The sequence below is a fragment of the Nocardia sp. NPDC050713 genome, from assembly GCF_040654315.1.
Classification (GTDB): Bacteria; Actinomycetota; Actinomycetes; order Mycobacteriales; family Mycobacteriaceae; genus Nocardia.
Genome location: NZ_JBFAHS010000003.1, coordinates 211,089 through 231,793, shown reverse-complemented (window position 1 = coordinate 231,793; position 20,705 = coordinate 211,089). Strand labels below are relative to the sequence as shown.

The 20,705-nt window shown below is 69.5% G+C and carries 23 protein-coding genes and 1 pseudogene; 7 read left to right on the top strand and 17 right to left on the bottom strand.

The window, feature by feature from the left end; all coding sequences use genetic code 11:
• The first annotated feature begins 109 nt into the window (after positions 1-109).
• Positions 110-589 carry an SRPBCC domain-containing protein gene (locus tag AB0H49_RS07560; protein WP_357248422.1) on the top strand — a complete coding sequence of 160 codons (480 nt, stop codon included), beginning with the start codon at positions 110-112 and terminating at the stop codon, positions 587-589.
• A 43-nt stretch (positions 590-632) separates the two neighbouring features.
• Here the strand turns inward: AB0H49_RS07560 and AB0H49_RS07555 are convergent, their stop codons facing one another.
• Positions 633-1,184 carry a hypothetical protein gene (locus tag AB0H49_RS07555; protein WP_357248419.1) on the bottom strand — a complete coding sequence of 184 codons (552 nt, stop codon included), beginning with the start codon at positions 1,182-1,184 and terminating at the stop codon, positions 633-635.
• Positions 1,185-1,401: 217 nt separating this feature from the next.
• Between AB0H49_RS07555 and AB0H49_RS07550 the strand changes: the two genes are divergently transcribed.
• A complete protein-coding gene (locus AB0H49_RS07550) occupies positions 1,402-2,223 on the top strand; it encodes a DUF4239 domain-containing protein (RefSeq protein ID WP_357248416.1) in 822 nt (273 codons plus the stop codon).
• 94 nt (positions 2,224-2,317) lie between these two features.
• Positions 2,318-3,193 (top strand): hypothetical protein, encoded by an 876-nt coding sequence (locus AB0H49_RS07545; RefSeq protein ID WP_357248413.1) that lies wholly within the window; start codon positions 2,318-2,320, stop codon positions 3,191-3,193.
• Positions 3,194-3,205: 12 nt separating this feature from the next.
• Here the strand turns inward: AB0H49_RS07545 and AB0H49_RS07540 are convergent, their stop codons facing one another.
• Positions 3,206-4,195, bottom strand: coding sequence for an alpha/beta hydrolase (locus AB0H49_RS07540; RefSeq protein ID WP_357248410.1), 990 nt, complete (start codon positions 4,193-4,195; stop codon positions 3,206-3,208).
• Between the two features lie 54 nt (positions 4,196-4,249).
• Between AB0H49_RS07540 and AB0H49_RS07535 the strand changes: the two genes are divergently transcribed.
• On the top strand, positions 4,250-5,098 hold the full coding sequence (locus AB0H49_RS07535) for an SDR family NAD(P)-dependent oxidoreductase (RefSeq protein WP_357248407.1): 849 nt from the start codon (positions 4,250-4,252) through the stop codon (positions 5,096-5,098).
• A gap of 29 nt (positions 5,099-5,127) precedes the next feature.
• A complete protein-coding gene (locus tag AB0H49_RS07530) occupies positions 5,128-5,415 on the top strand; it encodes a hypothetical protein (protein WP_357248404.1) in 288 nt (95 codons plus the stop codon).
• Between the two features lie 54 nt (positions 5,416-5,469).
• On the opposite strand, the pseudogene AB0H49_RS07525 reads toward AB0H49_RS07530, so the two are convergent.
• The 5 genes and pseudogenes from AB0H49_RS07525 to AB0H49_RS07505 form a co-directional block, all read right to left on the bottom strand.
• Positions 5,470-5,685 (bottom strand): annotated as a pseudogene (locus AB0H49_RS07525) (LysR family transcriptional regulator); the annotation flags it as partial.
• A gap of 22 nt (positions 5,686-5,707) precedes the next feature.
• Positions 5,708-5,941, bottom strand: a complete 234-nt coding sequence (gene secG / locus AB0H49_RS07520) for a preprotein translocase subunit SecG (RefSeq protein WP_355002259.1) — start codon at positions 5,939-5,941, stop codon at positions 5,708-5,710.
• 81 nt (positions 5,942-6,022) lie between these two features.
• Complete coding sequence (locus tag AB0H49_RS07515) at positions 6,023-7,633, bottom strand: MFS transporter (RefSeq protein WP_355002258.1); 1,611 nt, start codon at positions 7,631-7,633, stop codon at positions 6,023-6,025.
• A 143-nt stretch (positions 7,634-7,776) separates the two neighbouring features.
• Positions 7,777-7,980 carry an EF-hand domain-containing protein gene (locus tag AB0H49_RS07510; RefSeq protein WP_355002257.1) on the bottom strand — a complete coding sequence of 68 codons (204 nt, stop codon included), beginning with the start codon at positions 7,978-7,980 and terminating at the stop codon, positions 7,777-7,779.
• Positions 7,981-8,032: 52 nt separating this feature from the next.
• Positions 8,033-8,701, bottom strand: coding sequence for a hypothetical protein (locus AB0H49_RS07505; protein ID WP_357248399.1), 669 nt, complete (start codon positions 8,699-8,701; stop codon positions 8,033-8,035).
• Between the two features lie 189 nt (positions 8,702-8,890).
• Here AB0H49_RS07505 and AB0H49_RS07500 point away from each other — a divergent pair, with 189 nt between their 5' ends.
• Positions 8,891-9,685 carry an META domain-containing protein gene (locus AB0H49_RS07500; RefSeq protein WP_357248396.1) on the top strand — a complete coding sequence of 265 codons (795 nt, stop codon included), beginning with the start codon at positions 8,891-8,893 and terminating at the stop codon, positions 9,683-9,685.
• On the opposite strand, the gene AB0H49_RS07495 is transcribed toward AB0H49_RS07500, so the two are convergent.
• The 5 genes from AB0H49_RS07495 to gap form a co-directional block, all read right to left on the bottom strand.
• Positions 9,686-9,919, bottom strand: coding sequence for a hypothetical protein (locus AB0H49_RS07495; protein WP_357248393.1), 234 nt, complete (start codon positions 9,917-9,919; stop codon positions 9,686-9,688). It abuts the gene before it with no gap.
• Positions 9,920-10,122: 203 nt separating this feature from the next.
• Complete coding sequence (locus AB0H49_RS07490) at positions 10,123-10,410, bottom strand: hypothetical protein (RefSeq protein ID WP_357248390.1); 288 nt, start codon at positions 10,408-10,410, stop codon at positions 10,123-10,125.
• Between the two features lie 180 nt (positions 10,411-10,590).
• Positions 10,591-11,376 carry a triose-phosphate isomerase gene (tpiA, locus tag AB0H49_RS07485; RefSeq protein WP_357248387.1) on the bottom strand — a complete coding sequence of 262 codons (786 nt, stop codon included), beginning with the start codon at positions 11,374-11,376 and terminating at the stop codon, positions 10,591-10,593.
• A 3-nt stretch (positions 11,377-11,379) separates the two neighbouring features.
• A complete protein-coding gene (locus AB0H49_RS07480) occupies positions 11,380-12,594 on the bottom strand; it encodes a phosphoglycerate kinase (protein WP_357248384.1) in 1,215 nt (404 codons plus the stop codon).
• Positions 12,595-12,599: 5 nt separating this feature from the next.
• The gene (gene gap / locus AB0H49_RS07475; protein ID WP_163815989.1) at positions 12,600-13,619 is read right to left on the bottom strand and encodes a type I glyceraldehyde-3-phosphate dehydrogenase; all 1,020 of its coding nucleotides are present in this window, start codon (positions 13,617-13,619) and stop codon (positions 12,600-12,602) included.
• A gap of 366 nt (positions 13,620-13,985) precedes the next feature.
• On the opposite strand from gap, the gene AB0H49_RS07470 reads away from it, so the two are divergent.
• Positions 13,986-14,429, top strand: a complete 444-nt coding sequence (locus AB0H49_RS07470; RefSeq protein ID WP_357248381.1) for a GNAT family N-acetyltransferase — start codon at positions 13,986-13,988, stop codon at positions 14,427-14,429.
• A 99-nt stretch (positions 14,430-14,528) separates the two neighbouring features.
• On the opposite strand, the gene whiA is transcribed toward AB0H49_RS07470, so the two are convergent.
• From whiA to AB0H49_RS07445, 5 genes are all read right to left on the bottom strand, one after another.
• Complete coding sequence (gene whiA / locus AB0H49_RS07465; protein ID WP_355002653.1) at positions 14,529-15,506, bottom strand: DNA-binding protein WhiA; 978 nt, start codon at positions 15,504-15,506, stop codon at positions 14,529-14,531.
• Positions 15,503-16,549 carry a uridine diphosphate-N-acetylglucosamine-binding protein YvcK gene (gene yvcK / locus AB0H49_RS07460; RefSeq protein WP_355002249.1) on the bottom strand — a complete coding sequence of 349 codons (1,047 nt, stop codon included), beginning with the start codon at positions 16,547-16,549 and terminating at the stop codon, positions 15,503-15,505. Before yvcK ends, whiA begins: the two co-directional genes overlap by 4 nt.
• On the bottom strand, positions 16,546-17,487 hold the full coding sequence (gene rapZ / locus AB0H49_RS07455; RefSeq protein ID WP_246124077.1) for an RNase adapter RapZ: 942 nt from the start codon (positions 17,485-17,487) through the stop codon (positions 16,546-16,548). Before rapZ ends, yvcK begins: the two co-directional genes overlap by 4 nt.
• A gap of 166 nt (positions 17,488-17,653) precedes the next feature.
• Entirely contained in the window at positions 17,654-19,774 is a 2,121-nt protein-coding gene (gene uvrC, locus AB0H49_RS07450; RefSeq protein ID WP_357248377.1) for an excinuclease ABC subunit UvrC, read from the bottom strand.
• Between the two features lie 74 nt (positions 19,775-19,848).
• Complete coding sequence (locus AB0H49_RS07445) at positions 19,849-20,544, bottom strand: HAD family hydrolase (protein WP_357248374.1); 696 nt, start codon at positions 20,542-20,544, stop codon at positions 19,849-19,851.
• Positions 20,545-20,705 lie beyond the last annotated feature (161 nt).

Here is a 20,705-nt window from a genome sequence, read left to right as displayed (position 1 = left end):
GTGAAGCGGAGGTACGCGTCGGCGCGGATCCGCGTGTTCGCGGTTCGATGGGCGGCGGCGGGAAATACCCTGGACAGGCAATGGTGACCAGCGGCGAAAGGGCAGGACGATGACCACGATGTCCATCCTGGGCGAGGTGCGACCCGAGCACGACGCGACCGAGGGCGACGCTCGCGTGCTGCTGCACTACCTGCGGTCCTACCGTCAGCCGGTGCTGGACGTCTGGTCGGCGTGCACGTCACGGAGCCAACTCGAACGCTGGCTGGGCGCGGTGACGGGCGGCAGCGGCAACTACACGATCGAGCCGGTGGACGGTCCGGTCGCGGGTCCGATCGCGGTCCGTGTCGAGCACTGCGTCGCGCCGCACGAACTGGTCGTGCACGTCGACGGCTGCATCGTCGAGCTGCGCCTGACCCAGGTCGGCGTCGTCACCAATCTGGAACTCGTCCGCCGCCACCTCTGCCATCCTGAAGCGAGCTCCGTCGGTCCGCGCTGGCAGTACCTGTTGGACCGGCTCACCGCCTACCTGGAGTTCCAGCCGCTTCCGAACTGGGCCGACTACCCGGAGCTCGCGGCGGAATACCGCTGAACGACCCGCCGCTCCGGAAGGGCCGAGGACGGTCCGCACCGATTCAGTAGCGGTACCAAGGACCGTCGTACGGGTCGAAGTGATAGTCGTATCGGTGTTTCGGCTGCGGCGCTCCGTTCGGCATGTAGGCGAAGCCCTCCCTCGTATACAAACCACGCCCCGTGCTGAACAGACACCCGCCCTCGTACGGCTCGACCTCGAAGATCGTGTAGGCGCCATAGCGCGTGCTCGTTTCGGAGGGGACACAGTCGACGGCCGCCCGGTCGAGGCTGCCCTTCGACAGCCACCACCCGAGGCGTTCCGGTAGCTCCCACGTGAACAGCGCGACCGCGACGACGACGACCAGCGGCGCGACCGCACTCAATCGTGCGTTGTCGTAGGCGATCAAACCGATCACGCCGCAGACCAGCCACAACACTCCGGCCGTGAGCAGCCCCAACAGTAGAAGTATCGTGCGGTCGTCGCTGTCGTCCTGGGTCACCTCCTGAACGATCAGACCGAGTGAGCATGCCGCCGCGAGTACCGCGGTGCCCAGCGTCCAGCCGACCCACCACCTCGGCGCCCCACGCCGCCAATCGATTCCCCCAATTCTCATGAGGCCACAGTACCGACCGCTCGGCCTGGACGGCAGGGGCCGACGACATCCGAAATCCCGGCCGCCGCACCGCGACTCACCGAATGCGCGACACGCCAAGGGATCTCATCCGCCCGTTGCGCCGCCCCGAATCACTGATGATCGCTGCTGTCCGCGATCACGCCACCCGCCGGGGTGTCACCCCGGCGGCCCAGTTGTGCGGAAGGCGGTGCTCGATATGGCTTTGGAATTCATCTTTCCGGTTGCCGCGGCGGTCTTGGCGCTGACGGTGTTCGTGGTGGGTGACCGGCTTCGCCCGGAGTCCTGGCGGCAGACCAGCGACGAGGCGTCCGGAACCCTCGTGCTCGACCTCATCAAGACCTTCTTCACCGCGGTCGTCGCGTTCGTCGTGGTGATCTGCTGGCAGCAATATCAGAACGCGCACAACCACACCGTCGCGGAATCGAAAGCGCTGGTGGACACCTACCTTGCCGCGGAGGGGCTGCCCGACACCGACCGGCAGCGCGTCCAGGGTCTGGTTCGCGCGTACACCGAGCAGGTCGTCGGCGGCGAGTGGGCGGTGATGGACGCCGAACGCAAGCTGAGCCCGGTCACCCAGGACACTTTCGACACGCTGCGCGCCAGCGTCACCGCGGTGTCCTCGAGTGACACCGCGACGAACGATACGCGCGCCGAAGCGCTCGCCGGACTCGACCAGGTCGCCCAGGCCCGGCACGATCGAGCCGTCGACGCCGACCGTGGCGTCCCCCGATTCCTTTATCTCGCACTGTTCTTCGGCACGGTTCTCCTGCTGCTCAGCCCGGTGCTGTCCGGCCTGCGGGTGACCAAACGCAGCGTCGCGATGACCGCGCTGCTCGGCGTGGTGGTCGGCGCCGCCGTGCTCGCCATCCACAATCTGGACCGACCCTTCTCCGGCGGCAACGTCGTCCCGAGGGACGCCTACGAATACGCGCAGTCTCGCTTCGAGCAGATCGGTGACCGATCGGCGAAGTCCGCACCGGCCACGGCGATCGGCGCAGGCGATGTTCCGCACCGGTAAGCCCGGCCGCGCCGGTGCGCGAGGGAACGATCCCGGCTCGAAGAGTCGTTGCGCGAGAGCCGGATTCGTCGCTCTGCCGGTGGCGGCAGCCCTGTTGACGCAACCGATCCCGGCATTCGCCGAGCCGCTAACGCCACCCGGCATCGCCACCGGCAGTGCGGGCGGGGCGCTTCTCGTCGGCGAACATCCCGACTCCGGTAGCGCCATCACGGATCTGACAGCGATCGATACCGGAAGTGCGTTCGCCGCACTTCCTTTGGCTCTCGTGCCGTCGAATGGCTCGCCGATGCGCGAGCCTGCGACAGTCGCAGGCTCCCTGGGCTACGAGCCGGAGCCGATTCCCGTCACGGATACCGACCTGGCTCTCGAACCAGCCGCCACTCCCGCCGAAACCCTCGGCCTCGACGCCGGGAGCGTCCGCACGGCCTGTACCGGCAGCGCGGCACTCGCGCTCGGCTCGGCGCTGGGGAGCGCGACAGGCAGTGGTCCGCTGGGTCCTGGCTCGAGCGGGTCGGCGCTCGGCAGCGGTCTGGTGGGCCCGGGTCTCCTCGGCTCCGGCTCGGCGCTCGGCAGCGCCACGGGCAGCGGCCTCGTCGGACCGGGTTCCAGCGGTTCGGCCCTCGGTAGCGCCGCGGGGTCGGCACTCGGCGGCAGCGCGCTGCTCACCTGCCTCCTGCTGCTCCCGATGACGCCGCCCGCGCCCGGCATTCCGCTGCGACTCGAGCCGCCGCTGCCCGTTCCGGCACCCCAACCCGCGCCAGAACCCATTCCGGCGCAGGCTTTCACACCGGAGCCCGGTCCGCCGCCCCTCCCCGCACGACCGCCGAAAGCGGCGGATCCGCAACCCGTCGAACCCACCGCCGACCCGCTCGCCTGGAACCTCTTGGAACTCATGACGGTCCTGGTGATCACAGTGCTCGCCGCCGTCCGCACTCGGGTCGTCGCGAGTCGCGTCCCGAGACTGCCGTGATGACGTCGGGTGTCAGGCCGGGACGTCGGCGGCGGTCGACGCCAGGTCGGCCAGGTGCGCGGTGATCAGCGCGTTCACTTCGTCGCCATGCTCGAGCTGGACGAGGTGCCCGGCGTCGGGAATCTTGGTCACCGCGCGCAGGTCCGGCACGTACGCGCGCAAGGTCCCCAGCGGATCGCGCCCGCTGAAGCCCTCCATATCCGGATCGCGCTCACCGTAGAGGAAGTAGGCGGGCACGCTCACCCGAGCGTCCGCGTAGTCGGCCGTGAGCGCCCAGTTCCGGTCCAGGTTGCGGTACCAATTGAGGCCGCCGGTGAAACCCGTGCGCTCGAAATCGGCCGCGAGCGTGGCGAACTCGTCTTCGGACAGCCAGCGCCACGGCAGCGCCGGAGCTTCGGGAAGCACGTCGAGGTAGCCGGTGCCCTCGGCGGGGAAACGCCAGGTGTCGAGGTAGTGGTAGTCGGCGCTGAGCGAGTAGTAGACGCGGGCGAGGAATTCGCGCGGGCGAGCCGCCAGTTCGGCGTCGGCGACACCGGGCCGCTGGAAGTAGTCCAGGTGCAGGAAGTGGCGCGCGGCCGCCTTGGCCCAGAGCTCGGAGGGCGCTCGCGGCGGGCGCGGCGCGTAGGGGTTGTTCAGCACGATCACGCCCGCCACGCGCTCGGGTGCGCGCAACGCCAGTTCCCATACCAGCGCGGCGCCGAAATCCAGCCCGACGAACACCGCGCGCTCGGCGCCGATGTCGTCCAGCAGGCCGAGCAGATCGCCGATGACGGCGCGATTCGTGTACTCCGCCGGATCCTCGGAAGCCTCGGTCCGGCCGTATCCGCGCAGGTCAGGGGCGATGGCGTGGTACCCGGCGGCGGCGACCGCGGCGAGCTGCCGATGCCAGACGAACCAGGTGTGCGGGAAACCGTGACAGAACACCACGGGATCGCCGCTGCCCTGTTCGGCAACGTGCATCCGGATGCCGTTGGTGGTCACGAACCGATGCGTCAGCTCCACTCTCGCCTCCAAATCTAGAACGCGTTCTACGAGTAACGGTAATGTCCGAGAGTCGTGAGCGGAATACCACGAGAACTGCACGGCCGGGTCGCGGTCGTCACCGGTGCGAGCCGGGGCATCGGCAAGGGCATCGCGCTGGAACTGGGCGCGGCGGGCGCGACGGTGTACATCACCGGGCGATCGGCGACGGCGGGCCGACTACCCGGCACCGTGCACGACACCGCGGCCGAGATCGACGCGTTCGGCGGGCACGGCGTCCCCTTCGTCTGCGATCACCGCGACGACGACGCCGTGCAGCGCCTGTTCGAACGGGTGCGCGCCGAACACGGCCGCCTCGACGTGCTGGTGAACAACGTCTACAACTCCCCCGCCGCCGCCCGCTGGCTCGGCAAGCCGTTCTGGGAGGTGCCGCCGAGCGCCTGGGACGAGACCTTCGACGTGGGAGTCCGATCCCATTACGCCGCAAGCTTCTACGCCGCGCCGCTGCTGATCGGGTCGAGCGGGCTCGTCGTCAACGTCTCGTCACCGGGGTCCCGGCGTTATATGCACAACGCGGTCTACGGCGTGGCCAAGACCGCACTGGACCGGCTCACCGCCGACATGGCCCACGATCTCGCCGACACCGGGGTCACCGTGGTCTCGCTGTGGCCGGGGATCGTAAACACCGAACTTCTGCAGCTGGTACCCGCGGATGCCGAGGGACGCCGCCTGGTCACCCTGCCCGGCGAGGGCACCTTCGACCTCGGCGCGGCGGAGACGCCGCGCTTCCCCGGCCGCGCCGTCGTCGCGCTGGCCGCCGATCCGCGGCGGCGCGCACGCACCGGACTTGCCTGGCGGGTGGCCGATCTCGCCGACCAGTACGGCTTCACCGACATCGACGGACGGGTGCCGCGCAACGACTGACCGTTGTCTCCCCGCCGCTGCGGCCGGGCATGGTCGAGGCGCAATGCTCGCGGCGCGGCCAGTGCTGTCCCTGGCAGGGCAGTAGGCTCGGCGCGGCCGCGCTCGCGGCGATCCTGCTCGCGCTGCGCCTGGATATCCGTCCCGGTCGAGCCGCAGGACAGGCCGCTGCGGCGCGGTGCGCGCTACTCCCGTCGCTCACGGCCGTGCTCGGCCTGGCCATCGCCCCGGCGCTGGTCGTGACGCGCGGTGAGCGGCGCGCCACGACGCGCCGCAGTGCCGAGGTCACTTCCGCGGGAACGGCGTGTTGCTCGTCGTGAAGTACTGGGTCGCGGCCAAGACGGCGATGGGCGCGGTCACCAGCGGATGCGTTGCAGCAGTGGGCGATAGCGGAACGCGGCGGTGTGCGAGTGGCCGTACACCAGGCCGACGTCGAGTGTCCCGTCGCTCAGCGCGGCTAGGTGCGGGCCGGTGCGTCCGGCCGGTGTCGGCTTCACCAGTTGCACGCCGAGGGATCTCTCCAGCTTCCGCAGTTGCGCGCTGAGACTCGGCTGGGTCAGGTGATCGCGCGCCGACGTTCGCGGCAGGCCCGGTGACCGAACCGTTGCCCGCTCAGGCGAACTTGATCTCCAGGCCGATGCCGAGGATGGCGATGACCCAGATGAGGCCGGTGAAGATCGTGACGCGGTCGAGGTTCTTCTCGACGACGGTGGAGCCGGACAGGCTCGATTGCACGCCGCCGCCGAACAGGCTGGACAGGCCTCCACCCTTGGCGCGGTGCAGCAGCACCAGCAGCACCAGCAGCAGGCTGGTGATGATCAGGAGGATATCCAGGAACATCCGCATGGCGACCATCCTATGGGGTGCGCGGATCCCCCGCCTAATGGGGCTCGACGGCGATCGGCTCGGCCTCGATGCCGGGCTTCGTTACGGACGGTCCATCGCGACCAGGTGGGTGATCTGTTCCTCGCCCGCGTCGAACTCCGCCACCGCGTGCTCGCGAATCCGATCTTGGGCGGTGAGCCGCACCTGATGCTGCTGCATGTGCTCGGCCCAGGAACGCACCACGAACGCCTCGACGTACCGATCGACCACGCCGACGTCGCGATACAGCCGCCATTCCATCGCGCCCGTGCGCTGGCGTGAGCGGCCGACGAACGCCATCGCGCCGAGGAATTCCTCGACCTTCTCCTCCGGCACGTCGTAGCCGCGCAGCACCAGCACGGGTCCGTCGTCCGGCTCCGGTTCCACCACCAGCTGCGGCTCCGGCCAGAACGCCGACGGGGTGAGATCGAGTTCCTCGGCGTTGTGCCGGATCGGCAGCCACACGCTGCTCACCGCGCTGGCGGCCAGTAGCGCCGCGGCGATGAGCAGCGCGGTGACGGGGGCGAGCGCACCGGCGACCAGCCCCCAGAGCAGCGAACCGATGGCTTGCCCGCCCATGAAGACCAGCATGTAGACCGAGAGGCCGCGGGCGCGGACCCAGGCGGGCAGCAGCAGCTGCATGGTGGAGTTCATCGTCGACATGGCCAGCAGCCAGGCCAGACCCGCGCCGACCAGCAGCACCAGTACCACCGCCACGTGGTGCAGCAGGGCCGCGCCCGCCGACGCGATGCCGAACAGCACGGCGGCCGCGGTCAGCCGCTGCGTGGGTGTCAGCAGCGCGCGGATCCGCGACAGACCGAAAGCGCCGAGCACGGCGCCGACGCCGAGCGCGCCGAGCATCAGGCCGTAGCCGGAGGAGGACAGGCCCAGCGAGTCGCGCGCGATCACCGGAAGCAGCGCCCACAGCGCGCTGGCAGGGGCGATGAACAGGATCGAGCGCAGCAGCACCCGCCGGATCGCGGGCGCGGCGCGGATGAACCTGGTGCCCGCCTGGAGAGCCGCCAGCGGTCGCTCGGTGGGCAGCTTCCGGTCGGTGACCGGCCTGCGCCACACGGTCAGCACCGCGACGATCCCGGCGAAGGACACCGCGTTGAGCGCGAACACCAGCGTCGGCCCGGACAGCGAGACCAGCACGCCCGCGACCGCGGGTCCCACCGCGCGGCCGATGTTGATGTTCATGCTGCCCAGTGCCGCGACGGAGGGAATCTGTTCGCGCGGTACGAGTTCCGGCTGGATCGCCTGCCACGCTGGCGCGGTGAGCGCCTGTCCGCAGCCGAGCAGGAACAGCAGGGTGAGCAGCACCGCGGGCGTAGTGTGGCCGGTCGCGGTGGAGACCGCCAGCAGCGTGGCCAGCAACGCCATCGTGGACTGGGCGCCCAGCAGCAGACGGCGGCGGTCGACCAGGTCGGCGAGCACGCCGGAGGGTATGGACAGCAGCATGACCGGCAGCGTGATCGCGGTTTGGACGAACGACACCAGCGTCGCCGCGTTCGGCTCGTCGACCAGGATCCACTGCGCGCCGACGGTCTGCATCCAGGTGCCGAGATTGGACACCAACTGCGCGATCCACAGCGCTCGATAGATCGGCGACCGCAGCGGCGCCCACGTGGAAAGCGGGGTCGTCGCGTCGGCGGTGGTCACTCCGAAGAGCATATCGCCGCGTGCGCAGCCCTCCTACGGCACAGCGCAGCCCCGGACCATGCGGGTTCCGGGGCTGCGGGGCCGCGAGCTTGTGCGCGATCGACAGCGGCAGAAGCAGTGATGCTTCCCGCGACGGCTGGCGACGCGCCGCGAAACTAACGTCCGGCCAGGTAGGACTTCTCGAATTCCTCGAAGCTGATCTGGTCGTCCTTGTCCTTGTCGAGCAACCCGAAGTACCTGGAGCCGGCGGCATCGCTGACCGAACGGGTGCGATCGAGATATTTCTTGAGTTCGTCGACGGAAATGTAGCCGTCATCATCGAGATCGATCTCGGCGAATACCTGAGTGGCGTCGGCCATGGCAACTCTCCCTTCGTAGCTGTCCGAATCGGTTTCCGATCTTCTGGTCGAACTACGAGCATCGAGCTTGTCGAATATACCGCCGCCCTCGCCACCGGCGGATCGCTTCTCGCCGCGGTCGCGCACCGTCGTCGACCGCCGCGAGCGCACGGAGTTCCGGGTCGGCGGCGATGCGCGCGGCGGTGTCGGCACCCGGTGGATAGTGGCGGACGCCGACCAGCCATTCGCTGCGCAGCTCCGGCAGAACTATCTGCGTGGCGTCCCACGCGTCGACCGCGACGCCGCGCCAATCCATCGCTGCCTCGTCGGGTCCGAACGCAGGACCGTCCGATCGTCCCGCCGCCGCGAGCAGGGCCATTGTCTCCCCCAGGTAGTCGTTCCAGCGGGCGTAGGACGTCGCGAGCGCCGCCGAGGGTGGAACCGTCAACCGCAGCAGGCACACGCCGTGCGCCCATTGATCGTCGCCCAGCAGCAGGTCCGCGGTCATGCGCACTCGCCCGCGGCGCAGCGCCCGCCCCGGCCAGCACCACACCGGCGGCGCGTCACCGCACGCGATCCCGCTGCGCTCCATCTGCCCGACCATGGCGCGGTAGGCGGGCCGCCAATTCACGACCACCCGCTCCCACGACGCTCGATACCGCCCCCGGTCCCGCAGCGCCGCAACGACTTCCGGCGCCTGCAACGTCCAGACCCGCACCCACACCCTCCCCACATCGTCCACTTCGGGCTTCTCGGCGATCACTTCACCCGGTCCCCGGCATTGTGCCCATCCCGCCGGAAAAGCCGAAGTCGATTTCGGAAGCGGCCGTGCGAAACCGAGCAAACCGCGTGTCGCGGACGACCGGCGAAGGGTCGACCGGCCGAGGTCGGTTGACGCGGTGCGGGACGGGATCTCGGTAGCATCGCGCGCATGCCGTCCTCACTCGTGCGCTTGGTTCCGGTGTTGCTGCTCGCGTTCGGTGTCGCCGCGTGCGGGAATGGGGACGAGAGCGGGCCGAGTGAGCCGGAGGCGACGCCGATGGGGCGGACCTTCCTGTCGACCGAGGTGGAAGGCGCGCCGATTCCAGGTGGCGGGCCGCTCAGCCTGCAATTCACCGACGGCACCGTGATCGCGTACGCGGGGTGCAACACCATCTCGGGAGCGGTGACGCTGGACGAGCACGTGCTGCGGGTGGACGAACTGGCGAGCACGCTGATCGGCTGTCCCGGCGACCTCGCGGACGCGGATCAGTGGGTGGACACCCTGCTGAGCTCCGCGCCGACCTGGCAGCTCGACGGTGACACGCTGACATTGAAGAACAACGAGCAAACCGTCACGCTGCTGGACAAGAAGGTCGCGCAGCCGGACAAACCGTTGCGCGGCACCGCGTGGGTGGTGAACGGGCTGATCACGCCGGACGCGCAGATACAGTCCCAAGCCATCATCGACGCGAAGCCGACGCTGGTCATCGCCGAGGACGGCGCGGTCTCCGGTTCCGCGGGCTGCAACCGGCTGACCGGCACGGCGACAGTCGAGCCGAGCCACGACGCCGCGAAGGTCACCTTTCAGGTGGCCACCACCAAGATGATGTGTCCGCCCGAGGTGATGGAGGTCGAGGCCGCGGTGCTGCGCGTGCTCGACGGGCAGACCACGGCCACCATCGACGCCGACGTGCTCACCCTGCGCAACGCGAACGGACACGGCCTGACCCTGACGGCCCGGTAGTCACTTCCTGGTGAGAACCACCCGGTCCGCGATCATCTCCGCCTCGCCCGGCGGGGTGAAGTAGAGCTCCATCACGACCCGGTCCGCCGATTCCAGCCGGATCGTGGTGCGCATCGGAATCGTCTTGCCGACGAAGCGTTCGCCGAGCACGCCCGGGTCGGTGAACTCGCCGAGGACGGTGATCTCGGTGTCGCTGCCGCCGCTGTCCTTGGCGCCCTTGTAGGTCATCATCATCGGCGTGACGCTGCTGTTCCGCCTCTCCGCGTTCAAGGCCGGTCGTGAGAGCCCCGGAAGTTTCGTGCCGGGCCGGCGGTGGGGTGCCGCTCGGGTTCTGGGCGTACCCGGTGAGTTACCCGGCCCGTGCGAGATCAGTTGTCGCGTCGGTAATCCTCCGGTTGGGCTCCCGGGGGTTTGGTGTGCCCGACGTCCTCACGAAATCAGTTGTCGCCGGTCTCGGCGATCCACTGCCAGCGGGAGACGATCTCGGTCTGGAGCGGCTTGTCCGGCGTGCCGCCCGCGACGTAGGTCGACTTGTCCCCGCGCCATTCGCCGACCAGCTGGTTCAGCCTGCGATGGCCCGGATCCTGGGTGTTCGGGTCGACGCTCGCCGCGGACGTCGTCGGCGACACCGCGGTGCTGGTCGTATCGTCGGAACACCCGGCGCCGAGCGCGGCGACGGCGACCAACGCGAGGGAACTCAGGGCACGGGAAAGAGTGGAGCGCACGGAAATCCTTGTCGGCCTTGGTGATCGGAGTCGGCCCATCATCACACACGGCGCCGTGCCATTGCCCGGCGCGCGGTTACGCCCAGAACGAAACACACGCCCGAGGAAACGAAGCGGCCCGGTATCGCACGCGCGATACCGGGCCGTTCCTGCGGCGTCAGCGCGACGCCGTCGACCGACTCAGGGCAGCGGACCACCCGCGGCGATCGCCGACAGCGTGGCGAACTCGTCACCCTTCAGCGACGCGCCGCCGACCAGCGCACCGTCGATGTCGGACTGAGCGACCAGCTCGCCGACATTCTTGGCATTGACCGAACCGCCGTAGAGCACCCGCACCTCCATGGCGACCTCGGGCGAGGCCAGCTCGCCGAGCTCGGCACGGATGGCGCCGCACACCTCCTGCGCGTCGGCGGGGGTGGCGACCTTGCCGGTGCCGATGGCCCAGACCGGCTCGTAGGCGATGACGACCTTCGAGATCTCCTCGGCCGTCAGGCCTTTCAGCGAACCGCGCAGCTGCTCGAGGTTGTACTCGACGTGCGTGCCCGCCTCACGGACATTCAGGCCCTCGCCGATGCACACGATCGGCGTGATGCCGTGCTTCAGCGCCTGCTTGGCCTTGGCGAGCACGGTGGCGTCGTCCTCGTTGTGGTACTGCCGCCGCTCCGAGTGCCCGACCACCGCGAAGGTGCAGCCGAGCTTGGCCAGCATGCCACCGCTGATCTCACCGGTGTAGGCGCCCGAGTCGTACACGGAGACGTCCTGCGCACCGTAGGTGATCAGCAGCTTGTCGCCCTCGACGAGGGTCTGCACGCTGCGGATGTCGGTGAACGGCGGGATGACCGCCACGTCGACCTTGGCGAAGTACTTCTCCGGCAGCGCGAAGGCGATCTTCTGCACCAGGGCGATGGCCTCGAGGTGGTTGAGGTTCATCTTCCAGTTGCCCGCGATGAGCGGTTTACGTGCCATGGATCAGTCCTCCAACACACTGATGCCGGGGAGTTCCTTGCCCTCCAGGTACTCCAGCGACGCGCCGCCGCCGGTGGAGATGTGCGAGAAACCGTCCTCGGGCAGGCCGAGCGCGCGCACGGCCGCGGCCGAGTCGCCGCCGCCGACCACGGTGAACGCACCCTTGCCGGTCGCCGTGACGATGGCCTCGGCGACCCCGCGGGTGCCCGCGGCGAAGTTCGCGAACTCGAACACGCCCATCGGGCCGTTCCAGAACACCGTCTTCGCCTCGGTGAGCAGCGCCGCGAACCGGTCGACCGACTCCGGGCCCACGTCCAGGCCCATCCAGCTTTCGGGGATCTCGTTGGCGGGCACGATCTTGGAGTCGGCGTCGGCCGCGAACTTGTCCGCCACCACGATGTCGCGCGGCAGGTGGATGACGTCGCCGAAGCGCTCGAGCAGCTCCTTGCAGGTGTCGATCATCTCTTCCTGCAGCAGCGAGGAGCCCACCGAAAGGCCCTGTGCGGCAAGGAAGGTGAAGCACATGCCGCCGCCGATCACCAGGGTGTCGACCTTCGGAGCCAGCGCCTCGATGACCGCGAGCTTGTCGGAGACCTTCGAGCCGCCGAGCACGACCGCGTACGGCCGCTCGGGGTTCTCCGTCAGCTTGGCCAGCACGTCCACCTCGGCCGCGACCAGCGTGCCCGCGTAGTGCGGGAGCAGCTTGGCTACGTCGTAGACCGAGGCCTGCTTGCGGTGCACGACGCCGAAGCCGTCGGAGACGAACGCGCCGTCGTCGCCGACCAGCTCGACGAGCGCCGCGGCGAGTTTGCCACGCTCGGCGTCGTCCTTGCTGGTCTCGCGGGCGTCGAAGCGCACGTTCTCCAGCAGCAGCACGTCGCCGTCGGTGAGGCCCTCCGAGCGCGAGAGCGCGTCGTAGCCCACCACGTCACCGGCCAGCTGGACGTTGCGGCCGAGCAGCTCGGCCAGCTTCGCGGCGACCGGAGCCAGCGAGAACTTCGGGTCCGGCTCGCCCTTCGGACGGCCCAGGTGCGCGGTGACGACGACCTTGGCGCCGGCCTGGACCAGCGCCTCGATGGTCGGCACCGAGGCGATGATGCGGCCGGGGTCGGTGATCTCGCCGTTCTCGTCCAGGGGAACGTTCAGGTCGGAGCGCACCAGCACGCCCCGGCCCTCGACACCCTCGGTGAGCAGATCTTGAAGCGTCTTGACTGCCATGCCGATCAGAGGGACTTGCCGACGAGGCCGATGAGGTCGGCGAGGCGGTTGGAGTAGCCCCACTCGTTGTCGTACCAGGACACGACCTTCACCTGGTCGTCGATGACCTTGGTCAGCGGCGCGTCGTAGATCGACGAGTGCGGGTCGGTGACGATGTCGCTGGACACGATCGGGTCGGTGTTGTACTTCAGGATGCCCTTCAGCGGGCCCTCGGCGGCGGCCTTGTACGCGGCGTTGATCTCGTCGATGGTGGCCGACTTGCTCAGGGTCGCGGTCAGGTCGGTGACCGAGCCGGTCGGGACCGGAACGCGCAGCGCGTAGCCGTCCAGCTTGCCCTGCAGTTCGGGCAGCACCAGGCCGATGGCCTTGGCGGCGCCGGTGCCGGTGGGCACGATGTTCAGCGCGGCGGCGCGGGCGCGGCGCAGGTCGCTGTGCGGGCCGTCCTGCAGGTTCTGGTCCTGGGTGTAGGCGTGGATCGTGGTCATCAGGCCACGCTCGATGCCGAACTCGTCGTTGAGCACCTTGGCCAGCGGGCCGAGGCAGTTGGTGGTGCAGGACGCGTTGGAGATGATGTTCTGGCTGCCGTCGTACTGGCTGTCGTTGACACCCATGACCACGGTCAGGTCCTCACCCTTGGCCGGGGCGGAGATGATGACCTTCTTGGCGCCCGCCGCCAGGTGGCCCTTGGCCTTGGTGGCGTCGGTGAAGATGCCGGTGGACTCGACGACCACGTCGACGCCCAGGTCGCCCCAGGGCAGGGCCGCCGGGCCTTCCTTGATGGCCAGGGCCTTGATCCGCTGGTCGCCGACCACGATGGTGTCCTCGCCGTCCAGCGAGACATCCTGCGGCAGACGGCCGAGGATCGAGTCGTACTTCAGCAGCGTGGCCAGGGTCGCGTTGTCGGTGAGGTCGTTGACCGCGACGATCTCGATATCGGTGGTGCCGAGCGCCTTCTGCGCCTCCACCGCCCGGAAGAAATTACGTCCGATACGACCGAAGCCGTTGATGCCTACCCGGACTGTCACGTTATCGCTCCTCAGCTTTCAAGCGGATTCATTCCGATGCCTTATTCACACTAGTGCCCTGCGGTCACCTCTCCGACACGCACCTCGCATGGTGAGGACCGTCCGAGGGCCGTGACCGGTCACGATCCGGCGCCCACCCGCCCAGGTGGACGCCATGTCGCGGCAGGCGCGAACGGCCGTTCGCGCCGCCATCGCGGGCCCCGGACGGCGACAATCCCCCTCGACAGAATCCCGCGTGTCGCGGAAGCGAAGCGCCCCAAGGTTTTTCACCCATCACACCGCCCGCGTGCACGCCGATGGCGCCCGCGGGTCCGGCACGACGCGAGCCGCGGCCGGGACGACCGAAAAATCGCTGGCGCATCCCGCGTGGCGCGGCCGGATGGACTGCCGCACGGCCAGGTCTGGGTTGCCGACGAGGGTGCCGCTGTCGCCGTCTGGACCACCCCTGCCACCGACGCGGGGCTGGTCTTCGTCGACCTCGCGCCGCGGTTCGCCGAGCTGGCTGGTGATCGCGCGGCGGCTTACGCGGCGGCCGAGGCCGCGCTCGCGCCACACCGCCCGGTCGAACCGGTCTGGTTCCTCGGCACCGTCGGCGTCGACCCAGACGGTCAGGGCCGCGGGCTCGGCGGCGCGGTGATCCGGCCCGGTCTGGAGGCCGCCGAGCGCGCGGGTGTGCCCGCATTCTTGGAGACCTCCGAAAAACGCAACGTCGGCTTCTACGAGCGGCTGGGCTTCCGCGTCACCGCGACCGTGGACCTGCCGGACGGCGGCCCCACCACCTGGGCAATGCTTCGCGATCCCGGCGCGTGAACTCCGCACCGGCCCGAAGACCCACGGCTACCTGATAACACACAACACGCCCCGAGCGCCGGATATCGGCGTGCGGGGCGTGCGGTGAGTCCAGAGCTGTCAAGCCTCGTCGAGAAGCTCGGCGGTTACGGCGGATTCGGTGTCGGGGACGCCGAGTTCCTTGGCGCGCCGGTCCGCCATCGAGAGCAGGCGCCGAATCCGGCCTGCCACAGCGTCTTTCGTCATCGGCGGATCGGCGAGCTGACCGAGTTCCTCCAGCGACGCCTGGCGGTGCTCCACGCGCAGCTTGCCCGCCGCGGCCAGGTGATCGGGCACCTCGTCGCCGAGGATCTCCAGCGCGCGCTCCACCCGGGCGGCCGCGGCGACGGCGGCCCGCGCCGAGCGGCGCAGGTTGGCGTCGTCGAAGTTGGCCAGCCGGTTGGCGGTGGCGCGCACCTCGCGGCGCATCCGGCGTTCCTCCCAGGTGAGCCGGGTGTCCTGGGCGCCCATCCTGGTCAGCAGCGCGCCGATGGCCTCGCCGTCGCGCACCACGACGCGATCGGTGCCGCGCACCTCGCGCGCCTTGGCGGTGATGCCGAGCCTGCGGGCCGCGCCGACCAACGCGAGCGCCGCCTCCGGTCCGGGGCAGCTGACCTCGAGCGCGGACGAGCGACCGGGCTCGGTGAGCGAGCCGTGCGCGAGAAACGCTCCGCGCCAAGCGGCTTCGGCGTCGGCGATGCTGCCGCCGACCACCTGGGCGGGCAGTCCGCGCACCGGGCGGCCGCGCACGTCGAGCAGGCCGGTCTGCCTGGCCAGCGCCTCGCCCTCCTTGGACACCCGCACGACGTAGCGGGAGGTCTTGCGCAGACCGCCCGCGCCGAGCACGTGCACGTCGGAGCCGTAGCCGTACAGCTCGAAGATCTCCCGGCGTAGCCGTCGAGCGATGGATCCCATGTCCACCTCGGCCTCGACGATCACCCGGCCCCCGACGATGTGCAGGCCACCCGCGAAACGCAACAGGGCGGAGAGTTCCGCCTTGCGGGAACTCACCTGGGACACCGTGAGCCTGCTCAGCTCGTCTTTCACTTCGGCTGTCATCGCCACGAGACGCGCTCCTTTCCACCCAACCCGGACCGCACATCCGCGCCCATGTGCCGTCCCTCGACTCGAAGCCCTGCCATTTGCGGCCGAGGTTGCCGGATCAGCTGATCCAGGGCGGCGGCAAGCTTTCCGGGGTGATGCCGGTCCGTTCCCGCTTCGGCGACATCGGAGAAGGTTACTCGCGCCCGCAACTGTTCGGCAGCCCTGGCCACATGTTCGCGTTCCCGGCCCTCCGGCACCGAGCCGGAATCGACCAACACCTCGTCGACAACGAATTCCGGTGCGTGCTGGGACAATACATGCAGATGGCGCTCGGCGGAGAAACCGGCCGTTTCCCCCGGTTCGGCGGCCAGGTTGAGCACCAGCACCTTCCGCGCCCTGGTGTAGACCAGCGCGTCGCGCAGTTCCGGCACGAGGACGTGCGGAATCACACTGGTGAACCACGAGCCGGGCCCGAGCACCACCACGTCGGCGTGTTCGATGGCCGAGGTCGCCTCCGGACTGGCGGGCGGATCGGACGGAATGAGCCGGACGCGCCGCACCTTGCCCGGCGTCGTGGCGACCGCGACCTGGCCGCGAATGCAGCGGCTGACCCGCGGGTCCGCTTCCAAGCCGGAGACGTCGGCCTCGATGTCGAGCGCGATCGGCGACATCGGGAGCACCCGGCCGCTGGCGCGCAACATCTTGGCCACCTCGTCCAGCGCCGCGACGGGATCGCCGAGCACCTCGGTCAGTCCCGCGAGCACGAGGTTGCCGACCGAATGACCCGCCAGCGCGCCGGTGCCGCCGAAACGATGCTGAACGGTCTGCGTCCACACGCCTTCGGGGTCCGCGGCCAGAGCGGCCAGCGCCATACGCAGATCCCCCGGCGGCAGCACCCCCAGCTCGGCGCGCAGCCGACCCGAGGACCCGCCGTCGTCGGCGACGGTCACCACCGCGCAGATCTTCCTGGTCAGCCGCCGCACCGCCGTCAGCGTCGCGTACAGCCCGTGCCCACCACCCAGTGCGACGATGGCGGGATTCGATTCCCACCCGGTCATTCGCGCCCCAGATCCCGGTGCACGACCCGCACGACGTCGGCGGAGCCGTCGGACTCCGGCCCGATGAGTTCGCCCAGCGCCTCGGCGATCGCCACGCTGCGGTGCTTGCCCCCCGTGCAGCCCACTGCCACCGTCATGTATCGCTTCCCCTCTTGGCGGTAACCGTTGGTCGTCAGGTCGACGAGGTGGCGGCAGGTGTGCAGGTAGTCGGTCGCCCCGGGGCGCGACAGCACGTACTCGCTGACCACCGTCTCCTGTCCCGTGTGTTCCCGCAGTTCCGGTATCCAATGTGGATTGGGTAGAAAACGCACATCCAACACCATGTCGGCGTCCAACGGAACCCCGTACTTGAAGCCGAAGGACTGCACGGTCAGCTGCAGCGCGGCGGGCGCGCCGCCGCCGTATGCCTCCTCCAGCTTGCGGTGCAGCTGGTGAATGGACAACTCGGTGGTGTCGATCACCAGGTCGGCAGCCGTCTTCACGGCCGAGAGGCGCACCCGTTCGGCGGCGATGCCCGCGGACAGCGTGCCGTCGGCGCTCTCGCTCTGCAGCGGGTGGCGGCGGCGGGCGAAGCCGAAGCGGCGGATCAGCACGTCGTCGGAGGCCTCGAGGAAGAGCACCCTGGTCCGCACGCCGAGCGCGCGCAGCTGTTCGGTGACGACCGAGAGATCGCCGGTGAAGAATCTGCTGCGCACGTCCATGACCAGCGCGAGGCGCCGGATCGGCGGCTCGGCGGAAGCGCCGAGTTCGACGAGTCTGCCGATCAGCTCGGGCGGCAGGTTGTCGGCGACGTACCAGCCGAGATCCTCCAGCACCCGCGCGGCGGTACCGCGGCCCGCGCCGGACAGACCGGTCACGATGACGACCTCGACCTGCTGGCGCAGCTGGTTGCCCGCGCGCTGGCCGCCCGCACTGTTGTTCGATTCGACGCGTGTCATGTCCTACCGGAATCCGTGTCTAGGTGCCTCTCGATCATCCCGCACCGGATTCGGTATCGGGCACGCGCGCTCACCCTCCGTGGTGCACGAGGACGGTTCACGAACATGTGGAAACGCTACCGAGGATATATGCAGGTCGGACCGGAGCCGGAGATTTCGGGATCACTCACTCCTCCCGCAGCGCGGCGAGCACGGCTTTCGCGGTGGCCACGCCGATGCCGGGTACCTCGGTGATCTGCTCCACCGTCGCCTCCTTCAACTTGGCCACCGAACCGAAATGAGTGACCAGCGCGGTCCGGCGCGCCGCGCCGAGCCCGCGCACCGAATCCAGCGCCGAGGCCGTCATCCGCCGCGAGCGTTTGCTGCGATGGAAGGTGATGGCGAAACGGTGCGCCTCGTCGCGGACCCGTTGCAGCAGGAACAGCGCCTCGCTGTTGCGCGGCATGATCACCGGATCGGGTTCGCCGGGCACCCACACCTCCTCCAGACGTTTGGCGAGGCCGATCACCGCGACATCGGTGATGCCGAGTTCGTCGAGCACTTCGGCGGCGGCGGCGACCTGCGGCGCGCCGCCGTCGACGACGTACAGGTTCGGCGGGTAGGCGAACTTGCGCGGGCGTCCGGTGCGCGGGTCGATGCCTGGCCGCGAGGTCAGTTCGATCTCGTCGGCGTCGTCGGACGGCATCGGGTCCACCGCGGAGGTTTCGACGACGACCGTCGAGCCGCCGAGCGGCGAAACCCCGGCTTCGCTCCCAGCCGGTCCCTCGGTTCCGAGAAGAGGAACGGCGGTCGCGCCGTCGAGTTCCTCGCGCTCGGCCTCGTCGCGCTCCTTGCGGAGCCGGTAGAACCGCCGCCTCGTCACCTCCGCGATGCTGCCGACGTCGTCGGAACGCCCACCGCCCGCGGCCTCCTTGATCGCGTAGTGCCGGTATTCGGACTTGCGCGGCAGACCGTCCTCGAAGACGACCAGCGAGGCCACCACGTCGGTGCCCTGCACGTGGCTGATGTCGACGCACTCGATGCGCAGCGGCGCGGTGTCCAGATCGAGCGCGTCCTGGATGTCCTGCAGCGCCGCCGAACGCGAGGTCAGGTCGCCCGCGCGCTTCAGCTTGTGCTGGGCGAGGGCTTCCATGGCGTTGCGCTGCACGGTCTCGGCGAGCGCCTTCTTGTCGCCACGCTGCGGGACGCGCAGCTGCACCGCCGAACCGCGCAGCTTGCTCAGCCACTCCTGGATCTGCTCGTGGTCCGCGGGCAGCTCGGGGACGAGCACCTCGCGCGGGACCACGGTCGCGGGCTGCTCGTCGGGACTCTGATCGGCATAGGAGACCTGCTCGCCGTAGAACTGGGTGAGGAACTGTTCGACCAGCGCGGCCAGCTCGCCGCCGGGCTCCGCGGTGTCGACGGCGTCGCCCGCCTTGTCCACCACCCAACCGCGCTGACCGCGCACCCGGCCGTCGCGGACATGGAAGATCTGCACCGCCACCTCCAATTCGTCGGTGGCGAAGGCGATCACGTCGGCGTCGGTGCCGGTGCCGAGCACCACCGCTTGCTTCTCCAGTGCCCTGCGCAGCGCCTGCACGTCGTCGCGCAGCCGGGCCGCGGTCTCGAAGTCCAGATCCTCGGCGGCCTCGTGCATGCGCCGCTCCAGCTCGCGCACCATCCGGTCGGTGCGCCCGGCGAGGAAGTCGCAGAAGTCCTCCACGATGCGGCGGTGCTCGTCGGCGGTGACCCTGCCGACGCACGGCGCGGAGCACTTGTCGATGTAGCCGAGCAGGCACGGACGGCCGATCTGGTTGTGCCGCTTGAAGACTCCGTTCGAGCAAGTGCGCGCGGGGAACACCCGCAGCAGCAGGTCCAGCGTCTCGCGGATCGCCCAAGCGTGCGCGTACGGGCCGAAGTACCGCACGCCCTTCTTACGAGCGCCGCGGTAGACGAACAGGCGCGGGTACTCCTCGTTCAACGTCACCGCGAGCACCGGGTAGGACTTGTCGTCCCGGTAGCGCACGTTGAACCGCGGATCGAATTCCTTGATCCAGTTGTATTCCAGCTGCAGCGCCTCCACCTCGGTGGAGACGACCGTCCACTCCACGCTCGCGGCGGTGGTGACCATCTGCTTGGTGCGCGGGTGCAGCGAGGCGACGTCGGCGAAATAGGAATTCAGCCGACTGCGCAGGCTCTTGGCCTTGCCGACGTAGATGACCCGCTTGTGCGCGTCCCGGAACTTGTAGACGCCGGGTTCGACGGGGATCGTACCGGGGGCGGGGCGGTACCTCGATGGATCTGCCACTCGAACAGCCTATCGAGGCGGGGCGACAAGGTTGGTGTCCGTCCTGGCCGCGACTCCGCGACCAGGACCGGCGCTCACCTCGGGACGGCCAACCCGTGCGCCCGCAGCGCGTCGACGAGCGCGTCGGGCCGCTCCTCGGTCGGCAGCGGGTCGACGAGCGCGAAGCGCGAGCCGAGCGCGGTCGCGCCGCCGTCGGCGGGCGCGCTGTCGCCGACCATCAAGGCGCGCGCCGGGTCGACGCCGAGCTCGTTCAACGCGGCGAGGAAGATCCCCGGCTCGGGTTTGATCACGCCCACCTCGAACGAGAGCGCCACCGCGCCGACGAGCCGGTCCCATCCTCTGGTGCGGAACGCCGGACGCACGTCGAACGCGATATTGCTCACCACTCCCACCGGAACACCCTGTGCCGCAAGGAACTCCAGGACGGGTCCGGTGTCGGGGTACGGCGTCCAGGCGAGCGGATCGATCAATCTGCCGTAGAGCCGTTCGGCCTGCTCCTCGGTCGGCACGCCGGAGGAGCGCAGCACCTCCATGTATGCGTGCCGGTGCAGCGCCGGGTCCAAATCCCTGTTGTCCCAGGCGTGTTGGCCCGCGGCGTCGAAGGTCATGAACTGCTCGACCGGCGCCGTCATTCGCCGCAGGATCTCGGCCTTGGCCTCGACGTCGAAATCCGCGCCGTCGGCGCCGACCAGCTCGTCGCCCCACGATTCGTCCTCCTCCAATCGAAAGATCGTCCCGGAGAAGTCGAACAGCACGGCCTCGATATCCACCCGCACCAGCGTACCGACGCCGAGGCGAACGGTCCGGTCGAGCGCGGGCGGGGTTCGGGTGGTAGAACGGCGCGACCGCGCGCACCTGGGAAAAACGGAATCTCACCGTCTGCGTGCGCGGTTCGGATCGTCACGGCAACTGACGGCCTCGCCCGAAAGCC